Raw genomic sequence first — 15,970 nt, forward strand, 5'->3', positions numbered from 1 at the left:
TTCTTACTCGAAATAGCTCATTGTCTCATATCCACCATCTTTTAGATAGACATCTTTTGTCATGAGCTTTAAGTCCGACTTCATCATATCGTTTACTAGATCTTGAAGGTTAAATTCTCTCTTCCAGCCTAGTTTTTTCTCTGCTTTACTAGGATCTCCAAGCAGCAAATCAACCTCCGTTGGTCTAAAATATCTTGGATCTACGCAAACCACAGTTTGTCCGATAGTTAAATGGGATAAATTTAAATTTAACTCTTTTGCTTTTTCAAAATTTAGTGAGTCCACGACTCCTACCTCGTCTACGCCAGCCCCTTCAAATCTCAAATTTATGCCAGCATAAGAAAATGCAAATTTTACAAAATCTCTAACCGCTGTTGTTTGTCCAGTTGCTATCACCCAGTCTTCTGGCTCTGGGGCTTGTAGTATCATCCACATCATCTTTACATAATCTTTTGCATGCCCCCAGTCTCTTTTGGCATCTAAATTTCCAAGATAAAGTTTGTCCTGAAGTCCAAGCGCTATCTTACTAGCTGCTCTTGTGATCTTTCTAGTGACAAATGTCTCGCCTCTAACTGGCGATTCGTGATTAAACAATATACCATTACAAGCAAAAATGCCATAAGCCTCTCTATAATTAACCGTTATCCAGTATGCATACATCTTTGCGACAGCATAAGGGCTTCTTGGATAAAACGGTGTAGTCTCGCTTTGCGGTGTCTCTTGCACTTTTCCATAAAGCTCAGAGGTAGAGGCTTGATAAATTTTAGTCTTTTTCTCAAGTCCTAATATCCTTATAGCTTCAAGTAGTCTAAGAGTGCCTGTGCCATCAGCATTTGCGACATATTCTGGAGTTTCAAAGCTTACATGCACGTGACTCATGGCAGCTAGGTTATAAATTTCATCTGGCTGTACCTCTTGGATGATCCTTGTTAAGTTCATAGAGTCTGTCATATCGCCATAGTGCAAGAAAAAATTTCTATTATCAACATGAGGATCTTGGTAAAGATGATCTATCCTATCTGTATTAAAAAGACTCGTTCGCCTTTTTACACCATGGACTATATAGCCCTTTTTTAGTAAAAATTCCGCTAAATACGATCCATCTTGACCAGTTATACCAGTTATTAACGCTACTTTTTTATCCATAAATCACCTTTTAAAATCATCATCTAGGCGAATTATATCATCTTCACCTGTATATTCACCGACCTGAGCTTCTATTAAAACCACAGGAATTTTTCCTTCATTAGACAGCCTATGAATTTCACCCATTTTTATATAGATAGACTCATTAGGACAAACGAGTCTAGTTGTCTCACCTATCGTAACGGTAGCGCTACCTGATAACACTATCCAATGCTCATTTCTATGAAAATGCTTTTGCAAAGATAGTCTTTTGCCAGGTTTTACCTCTATTATCTTTATCTTATAACCATCTTGATTTTCAAGGACAGTGTAGTTTCCCCATGGTCTGTTCGTAGTAAGATGAGTATTACAAAGCTCAGAGCTCTCCTCTTTTAAAATTTCCACCACATTTTTTACCTTTTGGCTAGAGGATTTTTTAGATATTAAAAGAGCATCTTTTGTATCAACTATAGTTAGATCATCAACATCTATCAAAGCTATTTTTTTACCACTAGATAGGACTAGATTATTGTGAGAATTTATCTGCACCAGATCGCTATTTATTGTGTTTCCATTGATATCTTTTTGTAGCTGCTCATCCAAACTATCAAAACTTCCAAGATCACTCCAAGATGCATCTAGGGCTACCATTTTTACGATATCAGACTTTTCCATCACAGCATAATCTATGCTATTTTGCGGAATATTTTGCATGTCAATAACATCTATCTTGATATCAATTTCGTCTTTTTTTGCGTTATCAAAAGCTAATTTACATGCTTCAAGTATCTCAGGAGCAAAAGTTTTCATCTGATCCAAGAAAACGCCTGCCTTAAAGACAAACATACCTGAATTCCAGTAGAAATTTTGATCTTTTAGAAATTTCAATGCCCTTTCATAGTCTGGCTTTTCATAAAAAGCCTTTACATCACCATTATAGCTTTCTATATATCCAAATCCCGTCTCAGGCGACCTTGACTTTATGCCAAAAGTAACTAAGAAATTTTGCTCTGCCAGCTCTTTTGCAGCTTTTACGCTTGTGTGGTATGCTTTAATCTCTTTTATCAAATGATCCGATGGCGTTACTAAAACAATCTCATTTGGATCAAGTGCGAGGCAAGCTAATGTGATCGCTGGTGCAGTATTTCTACCAACTGGCTCGAGCAGATATTTAAAATTTGTGATATTTAAATTCTCTATCTGATCCATCGCCAAGTAGTAGTGATCGATATTTGTAATTACAAATGTATTATCACAAATTTCGCTATTTCGTAGTGCGGTTAGCTGAAAAAGCGACCTGTCATCAAATAATTTAATAAATTGTTTTGGCATCAAAGTCCTGCTAATAGGCCACAATCTCGTACCAGAACCGCCACATAATAATATATTTGTCATAAATTTTATCTACTTTAAAATGAGCTTAAAAATCTTATATAATTAAAGCTAAAAAAGACTAAGAACTTACTAAAACCATATAAAATATAAGTTTTGATAGCTTTTAAACTATCAAAACGCCTCTCTCATCTTATGCGTTAGCTCTAGGCTCGCTTCGATCTCGGCACGTTTTGCCATGACGCTTTCAACATTGACGCCGACGTTTATACCAAGCTTTTTGGCAAATTCATAAAGCTCTGCGAAATTTTCAAGGCAAATTTGCGATGCTGTGGCTAAAAAATCATCACTTTCAAGCATCCTTTTTTCACTATTTTCATCAACGCTTATACCAAGCCACTTGATAAACTCTAGCGTTTTTGGCGTGCCACAAGTTGTAAATGTCAAAATAATAGGCAAATTTAACCCACTTTTTGCCACGCTTGTTAGTAAATTTTTAGCCAAATTTATATCAAAAACCGCCTGCGAGATGAAAAATTTCGCACCCATTTTGGCCTTTTGGCTCATCCTTTGCTCTTCATCGCCTTTTTTAGCATGCCTCTCAGCTATGCAAACACCGCCCACTACAAGCTCTTTAAACTCATCTCTAGCGATCTCATAAGCACGCTCTAAGCTCATTTTAGGCTCTACCTTGCCAGAAGCAACGCCAACAAAAACATTTATATCGCTACTACTTTTGGCTAAATTTGCTCTAAATTCACTCTCATTATATTTGTTCGCGACCCTATAAAAGATGCTTGGTGTCTTTAAATTTAGGTATTTTGAGTAGTAAATTTCAGGGCTTAATGTATCACTAAATTCAAAAGTTCGCTCGCTTTTTATACGGCTACTTTCATCTTGGATCTCATAAAGCACCAAGCCATCAGCCTGCACGTCCGTGATCCTCTTGTTCCACTTTGCGGCGATCTCTTTAAGCTTCGCCTCGTCAAATTCAGCCTTTGGAGGCGTTAGGCCATAAAGCACTATGCCACTTTCATTGTTTATGATCTTATCTTTTAACATTTTCTAACTTTTTTTGAAATTTAAACGGAGTTTAGCGCCTAGGCTTGCTAGACGCTAAAATTTGTATTATAGACCTCTTACGATCTTGACGGCTTCTACCATGTTTTTAAGGCTTGGCTCGACCTCTTCCCATTTTCTAGTTTTTAGGCCACAATCTGGGTTGATCCAGAGTTGCTCTTTTGGCAAGACTTCAAGTAGAGCTTTGATCTGAGCGACGATCTCCTCAACACTTGGCACACGTGGGCTGTGGATGTCGTAAACGCCAGGTCCGACCTCTTGTTTGTAGCCAACGGCTTTGAAAATTTTAAGTAGTTCGTTGCCGCTTCTTGCAGTTTCGATACTGATAACATCAGCGTCCATTGCTTCAATGGTCTTAATAATATCGTTAAATTCAGAGTAGCACATATGCGTGTGGATCTGAGTTTTTGCCTCAGCCGAGCTTACTGAAAGCTTGAAGCAATCAACCGCAAATTTCTCATAAGCTGGGATATTTTCAGCTCTTAGTGGATAGCCCTCTTTAAACGCTGCCTCATCGACTTGGATCACTCTGATGCCTACATTTTGAAGGTCTGCGATCTCGTCATAGATACAAAGCGCAAGCTGTTTTGCCACTTCACTTCTTGGCAGATCGTCACGCACAAAGCTCCAGTTTAGCATAGTCACAGGACCTGTTAGCATGCCCTTCATTACGTGTTTTGTGATGCTTTGAGCGTATTTCATCCACTTAACAGTCATCGGCTCTGGGCGGCTTACGTCACCAAAGAGAAGTGGTGGCTTGACGCAGCGGCTGCCGTAGCTTTGTACCCAGCCATTTTGGCTAAATGCGTATCCGCTGATCTGCTCGCCAAAGTACTCGACCATGTCGTTTCTCTCTGGCTCGCCGTGTACTAGCACGTCTAGGCCGATATCTTCTTGAAATTTCACGCAGTGATCGATATATTTTTTGATACCAGCTTCATAAGCGGCCGCGTCGATCTCGCCTTTTTTGAAATTTTGGCGAAGTACACGAAGATCAACAGTCTGAGGGAAGCTACCTATCGTTGTTGTTGGTAAGATACCGTATTTTAGTGTTTCGCGTTGAATTTTGATGCGATCTTCAAATTTCTCGTCACGCTCAAATTTGCTTAAATTTTTGATACGTTTTTGAACGCTTTCAGAGTGGATGAGCTTTGAAGTGGCGCGAGTTTTAACGGCATTTTTGTTCTCTTCGTAAATTTTAGCTTCAGCCTCATTTAGCTTCTCGCCGTTTGCTAGTTTTGTGATGATCTTGATCTCATCAAGCTTCTCAACCGCAAAGCTTAGCCAGCTTTTGATCTCAGGGTTTAAATTCTCTTCATATTTTAGCGTGTATGGTACGTGAAGAAGCGAGCACGAAGTGCCGATGTAAAAGTCTTTGCCGCCTATTTTCTCTGAAATTTCACGAACAAGTTTTACTTTTTCATCGATGTTGCTTTTCCAGATATTTCTGCCGTCGATCACGCCAGCAAATAGCGTCAAATGGCTGTTTTTGATAGTCTCAAGTGCTTCGAAATTTCTCTTGCCATGGATGAAGTCAAGTGCGATGCCGTAAATTTTAGTTTTAGCCACTTCGCTAACTGCTTTAATCGCATGCTCAAAATATGTCGCAAATACGATTTTGATATTGCTAGCAACGCCTGTTAGCTCGTTATAGACCTTTGTGATAAGTGGCAAAAGATCGCTTTCATTTTTGTCAGTTACAAAGATCGGCTCGTCAAACTGCACTAAAATTTCATCATCAAGCTTAGAAATTTGCTCAAGTAGCTTTTTATACTCGCCTACAAGCGCGTCAAGGTGCTTAAATGGGCAACTGCCGTCAGTCGTCTTTGAAAGGGCCAAAAATGTGATAGGACCGATCAAATTTACCTTGCCTTTTACGCCGTTAGCCTTCGCCTCTTTGTATTCATTTAAAATTTTGTCCGCTTTTAGGCTAAATTTACTCTCGCTGCTAAGCTCTGGCACGATGTAGTGGTAGTTTGTGTTAAACCACTTTGTCATCTCCATCGCAACACCATTTTTGTTGCCTCTTGAGCAAGCAAAATATTGCTCTAAGCCGCTTAAATTTGCAAATCTTGGAGGTGTCGCGCCAAAAGCGATGATGTTATCAAGCATTAGGTCGTAAAACGAAAAATCATTAACGCTAATAGCCGAAATACCAGCGTCTTGTTGATATTTCCAGTGTCTTTGGCGAAGTGTCTTTGCAGTCTCTTGCAAATTTTCTTCACTAAAGCCCTCTTTACCAGCCCAAAAGCCCTCTAACGCGCGCTTTAACTCTCTTTTCTCTCCGATTCTTGGAAAACCTAAAACATAACTTTTTATCATTTTTATCCTTTTTAAATTTCTATTTTTAATTAAAACTGTGCAAAGCACAGCAACTTTGAATATTTTTATGCAGGTGCAAGGGGGCTAGAATTACGAAACCGCCCCCTTATCCCTGCGACCCAAACCCCAGCACGTTCAATGTTGTTGCGCTGCGCACAAGTCTGTGTCACCTCACACGCGGTGGATGACACCCACTTCTTCTTAAACTAAAGTAAAATTTATAAAAAACCCTACTGAAAAGATCCTTGCCAAATTTCAGGCATTGCTTAGCTTTGCTATTAAAAATGCAGTTACAATGCAGCGGACCTGCTAGTAAAAATGGATTTATATCAATGTGAAAAAATGTAAAATCATTTAAAAATTTGCGTGTTTTTTGAAAATCGCTGATATGTTTTTTGCCGAGATTAATGAGCTTTATGCATGGGACAAGGCATCAGCGTTTTTCCTTTGTAGTGAATTTTTGTCGCATTATAAACGCTCTTTGCCAAATTTTTGTTTAAAGTTTGGGCGCTACTAAATTTCACGCCCAGAGTTTTTAGTCTTTTTTGCCTTTATTTAGAGATTTTAGCTTAGCGTCCATATCAGCTGTAAGCATAGTAAAGACTTTGTTTGTAAGCTCCTGAGTTAGATCCTTTGCCTCTTGCATTGTCTTTTGGCTAAATTCATTTAGGAGTTTGTCCGCTTTTTTCTTATCTTTTTTATAAAGCTTTACGTACTCATCTTCAAATTTAGCCTGTTTTACCGCCAACTCTTTTTCAAATTTAGCGTAAGCCTCTTTAACCACTGGCGAATACTTCTCATAATCGGTCATCACAAGTGTTTGAAGCTTTCTATAAACCCAGTATATCGAAGTATCATCAGCGTCATAAGAGCCATCTGAGTAACCTTTTATAAAGCCATCAAGCCCCTCATAATACGGCAAATAAACGCTAAGATCAGCCATGCCAAGAGCTACGTAAGTCACACGGCCGATCTCTTTTGGTAGCCATGGGCGCACCTGCATGACGTGAGACTCGTATGTTCTAAAGACACTTATAGCGCGGTAGACGTTTTTCTTATCTTCATCTTTGCTGGCGTAGTTATCAAACGCAGTGCCGTTGTAGTGGGCTCTCATCGCAGCTTTTAGGTCTTCAACACTTAGTTTTTTCTCTGGTTTTAAAAATACTGGAAATTTCTGACCATCGGCGAAGTCTTGTTTTAGACTTGGGTTAAACATGCTTTGAACCCAGCAAACGCGTGGGTAGTTGTAGGTCACATCCCTCTCATCGTCCCTTGTATAGGCCTTTGTAAAGTTAAATTCGCCATCTTTTGCAGGGTCGTAAGTTTTGTTGTCAATCGCAAATTTGATAACATCTTTTGCGCCCATGAAATTTGGATCATTCTCTTTATAAGCGTGAAGTCTGCCTTGGTTTGCAGTGACAAAGTACTCATCTTGTGGGATCTTTGAAGCGATCCATTTATGGCCTGTACCTGTCTCAAAGTACCAAAGCTCGTTTGCATCGATAAATACCACGCCAAAGCCTTCTCCAGCGCCCTTTGTCTCTACTATCTCGCCAAGAAGCTTAACGCCCTCTTTTGCACTCTTCATACGTGGCAAAAGCACGTCTGGGATGTCATCCTCGGTGATGCCACTCTCTTCATTATATGGGTCGATCTTTAAAAGCTCATCTTTTGCGTAAATGGTCTCAGTGCCGCTTAGTCCAACCCCTGCCTCGTTGTAGCCAACTGCTCCATGAAGTTTTGTGTGCGAATTTGCAACAGTTGTATATCTCATACCATCTTTTGGAAGCGGATATGTAAAGTCATTTGCGCCGTCATGGGCTTTTGAGCTATGCATGCCAGTTTGGTTTTTCTTTGCCGGATGGATTAAAAAGACTTGTGCCTTTACAGCCTTGCTGTCTGCACTCCTGGCGACTAACATAGAGCCATCGTTTGAAGCTTTATCTCCTACTAAAATAGTAGTGCATGCCAAGCTACTTGTGCCTAAAATCGCACTCATAGCGACGATTGATGCAATAATTTTGCCTTTCATTTTTACTCCTTTAGTAAAATAAAATTTCTTCATGTGATTATACGCCAAATTTAATAAATTAGTTCCATATTTTAAAACTTTTTTAAGTTAAATGTAAATTTATTGCAAATTTTGCCTAAGTGAAATTTAAATTTTCTAAAGGATTTTTCGCTATAATCCAAAACTTACGCAATTGCGTATAAAATTTCAAAAAGGATTAGCATGCCAAAGATGAAAACCGTTCGCGGTGCTGCTAAGCGCTTTAAAGTAGGTAAAAATAAGATAAAAAGAGGCTCTGCTTTTAGAAGCCATATCTTAACAAAAAAACCTACTAAGCGTATGAGAGACCTTCGTGGCCCACACTATGTGGATAGCACAAACGTCTCAGCCGTTCGCAAAATGCTCGGCGTATAAAGTAGCGTAGATTTAAGTTTTTGACAAAAAGTCATTCAAACTCCCCCAAATTTAGGGGCAAGACTCACTTAGTGAGCGCCAATTTGTAAAAGGATAAATATGGCAAGAGTAAAAACAGGCGTAGTTAGAAGAAGACGCCATAAGAAAGTTTTAAAGCTAGCACGTGGCTTTTTCAGTGCTAGACATAAACACTTTAGAAAAGCTAAAGAGCAACTAGAGAGAAGTTTAGTTTATGCATATCGCGACAGACGTCAGAAAAAACGTGATTTTAGACGTTTATGGATCGTTCGTATCAATGCAGCTTGCAGACTAAACGACATTAGCTATTCAAGATTTATCAACGGCTTAAACAAAGCTAAGATCGAACTTGATAGAAAAATTTTAGCTGATCTAGCTATGAATGACGCGAAGGCATTTGCGGCACTTGCAAAACAAGCAAAAGATGCTTTGAAATAACACCTTTTCTCCGCTTCGGCGGAGATCTTCTTTTTTTAAATTACTATCAAATTTTTATCAAAATTTATTTTTAAGTTTTTTAATTAGTTATTTTGTATTCAAAATTTAAATAATTGCCACTATAAAATTTTACCTCATCAGCTAGGTGCAAATTTAGTAATATAAATTTGAAAAATTTGCTTATCATTAATAGCCAAACTAGCCAAGAGCAAGTATAAAACTCACCCTAAAAGCTAAATTTCAATACTCGTATCAAAACAGTGTTTCACCGCTCCGCTAAATAAAATTTTGCCGTTTTCTAGTCTAAGACCAAGCTCCTCGCCGCTTTTTGGATAGACTTTTAGGCATTGCGCTGCGTTTAAATTTAAAGTAGCGCCGTAAAAGCAAGCCGCCATGCCAGTGCCACAAGCTAGCGTCTCGTCCTCCACGCCCCTTTCGTAGGTTCTCACCTTTAAAACTTCGCCCTCAAATTTGGCTAAATTTACATTTGCATTGTATTTTTGACGAAGCGCCCTGCACTCTTTGACGTCAAATTCCTCTAAATTTTGTGTGAAATTTACAAGATGTGGCACGCCAGTATCGTAAAAATACCAAGTTTTGCTGTTTTCATTTAATGGCTCGCTTAAAATCTTTGGACTTGTTAGCACAACCTCGACGCACTCACCTTTCACATTTGCCATCACCTCGCCGCTACCAGTTAGCAGAGCAAATTCGCTTGAACTTACAAGGTCGTTTAGATAGGCATATCTAGCAGCCGCACGCGAGCCGTTGCCACACATCGCAGCGTAGCTTCCATCGCTGTTGTAAAACTCCCATTTCACGCCCTTTTCGTAAGGCAAAAGCACGATGAGCCCATCAGCTCCCACGCCGTTCGTTCGGCTGCAAATTTGCCTTGCTAGCTCGCTTCTATCTTTGTTCAAAAATGTATGAAATATGACAAAATCATTGCCACTAGCGTTGTACTTTGAAACTTGCATTATTTTTCCTTTAAAATTGCTCTACTTTTTGCCAAATTTATATAAAACTAGCCACAAATTTGCCTTAGAAATTTCTCTAGTTCTTGCTCTAAATTTTCTTTATCGCCACTATTATCTATTATAAAATTTGCTTTTTTTCGCTTTTGCTCGATATCCATCTGAAGCTCCACTCTTACTTTTGCTTCTTCTAAACTTAGACCATTTCGGCTCATTAAGCGGCTTAGCAAAAGCTCTTTTGGCGCATAGATCACAGCTATATTTTTAAACTCAGCGTAGCGATCCTCTTTTTCAAAAAATAAAGGGATATCTACAAAATAAACCTGCCCCAAGCACTCAAGCTTCGTAGCGCGAGATAAAATTTCTTCCTTTATCTTTGGATGCAAAATTTGCTCTAAAATTTTTAATTTTTTTGGATCATTAAAAACAATGACACCAAGTTTTTGACGATCGATCTTGCCAGCTTCATCTAAAATTTGCTCTCCAAAAAATTCCACTATCTCACATTTACAAATTTCAAGCTGCTCGTGAGCGATGAGGTCCGCATCTATCACGCTAAAACCTCGCTCTTTTAGTAAATTTACAACCGTGCTTTTGCCGCTAGCGATCGAGCCTGTGATGACGTAGGCGTTTGGAAATTTCTGCAAACTCGCTCCATTTTTGAAAATTGATGACAATTTTAGCAACTTTTGGCTAAAGTTTTAAAAAATTACAAAAAAGGTCAAAGATGATAAGCTATAAAGATGCTGGAGTGGATATAGATGCTGGAAATAGCTTTGTTGAGGCGATAAAGCCTTTCGTAAAGTCTACACAAACACCAAACGTTATAGGTGGCATTGGGTCATTTTCAGGAGCGGTCAGACTACCAAGCGGATATAAAAATCCAGCCATTTTGGGAGCGACTGATGGCGTTGGCACGAAGCTTCGCCTAGCTATTGATGCTAAGAAATTTGACGGTGTGGGCGAGGATCTAGTCGCAATGTGCGTAAATGATCTCATCTGCAACTTCGCTACACCACTCTTTTTCCTTGATTACTACGCGACAGCAAAGCTTGAGATAGAGAGTGCCAAAGAGGTGGTAAAAAGCATCGCAAATGGCTGCAAAAAGGCGCAATGCGCACTTATTGGCGGTGAGACAGCCGAGATGCCATCGATGTATGAAAAAGGCGACTTTGACCTTGCTGGATTTGCCGTTGGTATCGCTGAGGCTGATGAGATCGACAGAAGCAAATTTGTAAAATCTGGTGACGTTTTAGTCGCGCTTCCAAGTAGCGGCCTGCACTCAAATGGCTTCTCTCTTGCAAGAAAAGTAGTTAGCGAGCTTGGACTAAAATTTGATGAAAAAGTAGGTGAGCGAAAGCTTATCGACGTGCTTCTTGAGCCAACTAGAATTTACGTGAGCGACTTTTTAAGATTAAAAGATAAGATTACGGCAATGGCTCACATCACCGGTGGTGGCATAGTTGAAAACTTACCTCGAGTCTTTCCTGCTGGACTTGGTGCGAAGGTGCAAAAAAGTGCTGTAAAAACGCCTGAAATTTTTAAAATCCTCGCTCAAAAAGTAGAAGAAAGCGAGATGATGAGGACTTTTAACATGGGCGTTGGTATGATATTAGTTGTGCCAAAAGAAAACGTTGACGCTGTCCTAGCTAGCAGCGATGGCTACGTGATCGGCGAAGTAGTAAATGGCAAAGGTGTAGAGCTAATTTAATGCAAGAAAATAGCAAAAAATGCTTGCTAAAAACCGAAAATAAGAGCTTTTTTGATCTTAGTATTTATGAATATATAGGCTGTTTTGGTGTACTAGAAAGCGATATCAAAAAACTTGATCTCTATAATCACTGGTGCAAAGTCTCACGTGCCTCTACTATGCTCTGCGTCACGCATGATAATGGCGAGAGTGACAACCTAGTCTATCTATACGACTGGGAGAAATTTAGCCGTATCTACATAAATACAGGAAATTGAGTTGGCAAAGCAAAAGGCAAAAATCGCACCTGTTTGGGCTAGAGCAAAGGCCTTCGTTATCGATCTTTTTATCATCGGTATGCCGATATTTTATGCGATAACATATCTTGTGCTTGATGGCAAAGAGGCGTTTTTGCATAACCAAATTGCTATTTTTAGTGCAAATAGCTTGATCTCACTTATAATGTGCCTTTTTTTTAGCATAAAAGCACAAACTCCAGGCTACAAAGCACAAGAAATTTATCTAATAAACCTAAAAACCGGTAGAAAACTAAGCTTTTTTCACACCATCTTGCGCCAAATTTGCTTTGCCTTTGCTGGCTTTAGCATACTTGGACTTTGCCTTTGTTTCTTTAGAAAAGATAAACTAAATCTGCACGACATCATCACTCACTCAGCTGCCGTGCAAAGATCAGAGGGATAAATTTTACTTCGCTCCATGCCAAAGTAGGCGATTTTTACCAAGTTTTGTATCTATGCTCTCTTTTATGATAGAGCAAATATACTCTTTTGAAAGTTGTATAGACTCCTCTAAGCTCTTGCCCTTTGCTAAAAAGCAAGCAAGTGCAGTTGAGAAGCTACAACCAGTTCCACTCATTACAAGCGGATTAACAAGTGGGGTCTTAAAATTTCTTAGCGAACCATCTTTTTTATAAAGTGTGTCTATACTGCTATCTTCGCTGATATGTTTCTTTACGATAACATCACAAGGCAAATCTTTATAATCATCACCAAAAAGTACATTTACCTCATCTAAATTTGGAGTAGTTACCGTTGCTAAGCTCATTAGCTCTTTTAGTTTTGCCACCGCACTATCTTTTATAAGCTTATGTCCGCTTTTTGAGACGCAAACTGGATCAAGCACTACTTTGGTATTTTGAGCTAGTAAAAACTCACGCACCACCTCCATGATCTCCTCACTAAATAACATGCCTATCTTAATCGCATCAAAGCTAAATTCTTCCGCAAGCGTATTTAGCTGATCTTTGACAAAACTAGGCTCTAAGCAAACCACGCTTTTTACGGCATCCGTAGTCTCAGCGACCAAAGAAGTTACCGCTGTTGCACTATAACAATTAAACCTAGCACATGTTTTTATATCTGCTTGAAGCCCAGCTGTGCCACTATTACAAGAGCCTGCGATGATTAGAATTTTTTTCATCGTTTTCCTTTGAAATTTTTAGCTTATTATAGAGGATATTATATAAATTTGAGTTTTTTAAAACAGAAGAAATTTGAGCAAAAAGCTCAAATTTATGAAAGTTTATTGAAGTCGTTATCGATATCTATATATATCGTAGTTGCGTTAAGATTTGTATGTTCAAAGCTAGGATCTACCTGCTTATCGCTCTCTTTATGTTCATTCATTTTAGCTAAAAGATCATCTTCTCTTAATCCATGCTCATTTGCTAAATTTGGATCTATTTCATTAAAACTAATATTTACGCTAGCCTCATCATTTGGCTCTTCTTGCTCTAAATTGGTTGCACTAAGGATATCATCTACTTTTTCATTTATATGATCTAAAATCGATACATAATCATTGCCAAGAAGCGCTTTAAACAATGCGTCAGTATCTATGCTAGACTCGCCAACATCATCGCTTACTACGCTACTGTCTAGCCAAAGAGTATCGTATCCGTTTATTGATATATCTTGTCCATCATTTGCAGTGATTGTAATGCTTGAGCTTTCACTCTCGCCCTTTATAGCCTCTCCGATATATACTTTATCATTTACGTCTAAAACTCTTACATGATCATTTTGGTCTATCGCTATAACATCAGATGAAACACTTTTAACTATACCAGCTACTGCTGCCATCTTTATTCCTTATTTTTATTTGTCGGTATTTTAGTATATTTAATTACTTTTGTATATTGTACTATGGTACAAGGTAGCGATAATTCTAAATCATTCAGATTTTGTGATTAAAATATATCCACTCTCACTGATATTTTTAAATTTCACACCAAGCTCACGCTTTAGACGAAGTATCACATTTTGGATAGCCGCCTTGCTAACATCGCTCTCATAGACAAATTCTTCTATCATCTCATAAGTAACTAGCTTATTTAGATTATAAGCAAAGAGCCAAAATATCTTATTTTGCAAAAAACTAAGATAAATTTCAATGCCGTTTTTATAAATTTTCTCTCTTTTTAAATTTATACTCACCTCATCGCTTAAATAAACTAGCTTTTCATCTCGTTCAAAACTTAAACTAATAAGCATTGCTCTAAGATCCTTCATATCAATAGGCTTTTTTAAAAAAAGCATCGCCCCTTCCTCCATGCTTTTTATCAAATTTTCATCACTATCATAAGAGGTAAAGACGATAAATTTTTGGTGCGGCTTTGTACGTTTCATCTCATTCATCATCTCAAAGCCATTAAGCACTGGCATGTGAATATCGCTCATCACAATATCAAAGCCTTGCTTTTTAAATTTTTCCACGCCATCTTGTCCATTGCAAGCACCAATTACCTGTTCACAATAAGGTTTAAGCCCGCTAATAATAAGCTCTCTTGCCATATCATCATCTTCAACTACCAAGACGGACGTCTTTTTTAAAATTTCTAAGACTTCTTGCATTTTAGTCCTTTAAATTTATATCAAAACTTAGCTCAAACACCGTTGGCTTTGCGTTATTTACGAGCCTTACATCACCATTTAGCTTTTCTTGTGCTAGCTTTTTAGCAAAATAAAGCCCTATGCCATTTCCTTGCTTTTTGGTGGTATTTAGCCAAGTAAAAATTTTCTCGCTCATTTGCTCGCTTACGCCATTCCCATTGTCATAAACTCCGATGTAGCATTTATCTTTAAAGCTTCTAAATTTTATCTCGATGATACGTTTTAGTGGCTCATCTTTGTAACTTTCGACAAGTGAGTCTTTTGCGTTGTGTATTAGGATTAGCAAAATTTGTTGGATTATATTTTCTATCTGACGAACTTTTTGTTCGTTAAAGCCACTAAATTTTACACTAACATTTGCACGGCTTAGCTCTGTGTGCATGAGAGTTATTAGGTTTTTAACGCTTGTTTGCACCTCAAATTCGCTCACATTTTCAGCGCTTTTGTAAAAATTCCTAAAAATTTCAATAGTACTTGAAAGAAGTTTGACCGAGCTTTGCCCTTTTTCAAGTAAATTTATTAGCTCCTCATCGCTTAATTTGCCTTCTTTTTTTAACATTATGCACGAGCTTAGCATTAGTTTTAGCGAATTTACTGGCTGAATGAATTGATGATTGATACCACTTATTAGCTCGCCAGCCTCACTCATTTTGGCTCTATGAGTTAGCAATGTTTCATACTCATCTTGTATCTTTTTTATCTTGTTATACATAAAATTATGAAGAATATTTGCCAAAAATGTGAGCGCAACGAAGGCAAAGAGCAAGCTTAGAGCATTTTTTAAAGCTTCTTTTGTTAAGGCCGAAATTTCCTCTTCGTTATTTGTGCCAGCTCCTATGAACCAATTTATCGTTGGTATCTCAGCTACTTGGATTAAATTTTGTCCTATTTTTAAGCTTGTAATGTCTTCATCTTTTAAAAACAACTCTTTAAATTTCTCCTCGATCTCTTTTTTTAAAACAAGATCAGGTATCGATGTTAAAATTTCACCGCTATGAGTTACTAAAAATGAGTAAGAATTTGGTGCAAGGCTAAAATTTTTAATGCTATTAAAGATATTTTCTATACGCACGACGCCACAAAGTGCTGCTTTAAATTTCGCTTGTTTTGTGACTGGAACGCATAAATTTAGAGTTGAGCCTTTTAAAATTTTATGTTTTTGCATGAAATTTACGCTTGGGGCATTTGTATTTTTTGTCTCAACATACCAGATAAGCCCTGCTCTTTCGCTCTTTGGCATAACTTCTTCTAAAATTTTTTCTCCATCTACAAAAATTTCTCCATCATCCCTTAAAAGCTGCATTAGATCAAATTCTTTTGCGTTTTGTTTAAAGAGCTTTATAAAGCCAGCTATCTTTTTATCGTCATCTACGATGCCTGCATTTTGTATAAATTTTGACGCACGAATGAGTGAATTTATACGTTCATCAAGCCAAATTTGAAAGTTATTTACGATATTTTTGCTGACTGCTATGTTATTTTTATCAGATAGCTCTATGATTTTCTCTTTTGCATTGCTGTAAATATTTAGCCCAAGAAGTATTACAAAAAGGCTAGCAAGCAAGATGATGGCGTAGATTTTAATATTTTGTGATTTTAAATTAATACCCATGCGTGCAGTATATCCTAAGTTAGCCCAAATTTGGGCTAACTA

The 15,970-nt window shown here is 38.0% G+C and carries 16 protein-coding genes; 5 read left to right on the forward strand and 11 right to left on the reverse strand.

Features of this window, described 5'->3' with window-relative positions:
- Positions 1-3 precede the first annotated feature (3 nt).
- The 5 genes from gmd to CVS95_RS04620 form a co-directional block, all read right to left on the reverse strand.
- Positions 4-1,146, reverse strand: a complete 1,143-nt coding sequence (gene gmd, locus CVS95_RS04595; RefSeq protein ID WP_107695733.1) for a GDP-mannose 4,6-dehydratase — start codon at positions 1,144-1,146, stop codon at positions 4-6.
- Positions 1,147-1,149: 3 nt separating this feature from the next.
- A complete protein-coding gene (locus CVS95_RS04600) occupies positions 1,150-2,520 on the reverse strand; it encodes a mannose-1-phosphate guanylyltransferase/mannose-6-phosphate isomerase (protein WP_107695734.1) in 1,371 nt (456 codons plus the stop codon).
- A 111-nt stretch (positions 2,521-2,631) separates the two neighbouring features.
- Complete coding sequence (locus CVS95_RS04605) at positions 2,632-3,519, reverse strand: DNA-binding protein (RefSeq protein ID WP_107695735.1); 888 nt, start codon at positions 3,517-3,519, stop codon at positions 2,632-2,634.
- 66 nt (positions 3,520-3,585) lie between these two features.
- Positions 3,586-5,859, reverse strand: a complete 2,274-nt coding sequence (gene metE / locus CVS95_RS04610; RefSeq protein ID WP_107695736.1) for a 5-methyltetrahydropteroyltriglutamate--homocysteine S-methyltransferase — start codon at positions 5,857-5,859, stop codon at positions 3,586-3,588.
- 535 nt (positions 5,860-6,394) lie between these two features.
- On the reverse strand, positions 6,395-7,891 hold the full coding sequence (locus CVS95_RS04620; protein ID WP_084109778.1) for a C69 family dipeptidase: 1,497 nt from the start codon (positions 7,889-7,891) through the stop codon (positions 6,395-6,397).
- A 201-nt stretch (positions 7,892-8,092) separates the two neighbouring features.
- Here CVS95_RS04620 and rpmI point away from each other — a divergent pair, with 201 nt between their 5' ends.
- Together rpmI and rplT are read left to right on the forward strand one after the other, a co-directional pair.
- A complete protein-coding gene (gene rpmI, locus CVS95_RS04625; RefSeq protein ID WP_021090212.1) occupies positions 8,093-8,284 on the forward strand; it encodes a 50S ribosomal protein L35 in 192 nt (63 codons plus the stop codon).
- 99 nt (positions 8,285-8,383) lie between these two features.
- Entirely contained in the window at positions 8,384-8,740 is a 357-nt protein-coding gene (gene rplT, locus CVS95_RS04630; RefSeq protein WP_004317321.1) for a 50S ribosomal protein L20, read from the forward strand.
- Between the two features lie 233 nt (positions 8,741-8,973).
- Here the strand turns inward: rplT and dapF are convergent, their stop codons facing one another.
- Complete coding sequence (dapF, locus tag CVS95_RS04635) at positions 8,974-9,717, reverse strand: diaminopimelate epimerase (protein ID WP_107695737.1); 744 nt, start codon at positions 9,715-9,717, stop codon at positions 8,974-8,976.
- A gap of 47 nt (positions 9,718-9,764) precedes the next feature.
- Positions 9,765-10,361 (reverse strand): dephospho-CoA kinase, encoded by a 597-nt coding sequence (gene coaE, locus CVS95_RS04640; RefSeq protein ID WP_107695738.1) that lies wholly within the window; start codon positions 10,359-10,361, stop codon positions 9,765-9,767.
- Between the two features lie 80 nt (positions 10,362-10,441).
- Here coaE and purM point away from each other — a divergent pair, with 80 nt between their 5' ends.
- Genes purM through CVS95_RS04655 form a run of 3 tightly spaced genes read left to right on the forward strand, consistent with a single transcriptional unit; the run spans position 10,442 to position 12,106 of the window.
- Positions 10,442-11,425, forward strand: coding sequence for a phosphoribosylformylglycinamidine cyclo-ligase (gene purM, locus CVS95_RS04645; protein ID WP_107695739.1), 984 nt, complete (start codon positions 10,442-10,444; stop codon positions 11,423-11,425).
- Entirely contained in the window at positions 11,425-11,682 is a 258-nt protein-coding gene (locus CVS95_RS04650) for a hypothetical protein (protein WP_103618825.1), read from the forward strand. Before purM ends, CVS95_RS04650 begins: the two co-directional genes overlap by 1 nt.
- 1 nt (position 11,683) lies before the next feature.
- Positions 11,684-12,106, forward strand: coding sequence for an RDD family protein (locus CVS95_RS04655; protein ID WP_107695740.1), 423 nt, complete (start codon positions 11,684-11,686; stop codon positions 12,104-12,106).
- A gap of 3 nt (positions 12,107-12,109) precedes the next feature.
- On the opposite strand, the gene CVS95_RS04660 is transcribed toward CVS95_RS04655, so the two are convergent.
- The 4 genes from CVS95_RS04660 to CVS95_RS04675 all read right to left on the reverse strand — a co-directional run bounded on the left by CVS95_RS04660 (position 12,110) and on the right by CVS95_RS04675 (position 15,928).
- Positions 12,110-12,844, reverse strand: a complete 735-nt coding sequence (locus CVS95_RS04660) for a hydroxymethylpyrimidine/phosphomethylpyrimidine kinase (protein WP_107695741.1) — start codon at positions 12,842-12,844, stop codon at positions 12,110-12,112.
- A 92-nt stretch (positions 12,845-12,936) separates the two neighbouring features.
- A complete protein-coding gene (locus tag CVS95_RS04665; RefSeq protein WP_107695742.1) occupies positions 12,937-13,506 on the reverse strand; it encodes a hypothetical protein in 570 nt (189 codons plus the stop codon).
- A gap of 90 nt (positions 13,507-13,596) precedes the next feature.
- Positions 13,597-14,277, reverse strand: coding sequence for a response regulator transcription factor (locus CVS95_RS04670; RefSeq protein ID WP_021090255.1), 681 nt, complete (start codon positions 14,275-14,277; stop codon positions 13,597-13,599).
- A gap of 1 nt (position 14,278) precedes the next feature.
- On the reverse strand, positions 14,279-15,928 hold the full coding sequence (locus CVS95_RS04675; RefSeq protein WP_107695743.1) for a sensor histidine kinase: 1,650 nt from the start codon (positions 15,926-15,928) through the stop codon (positions 14,279-14,281).
- Positions 15,929-15,970: the final 42 nt, after the last annotated feature.

It is taken from the genome of Campylobacter concisus, from assembly GCF_003048905.1.
Classification (GTDB): Bacteria; Campylobacterota; Campylobacteria; order Campylobacterales; family Campylobacteraceae; genus Campylobacter_A; species Campylobacter_A concisus_V.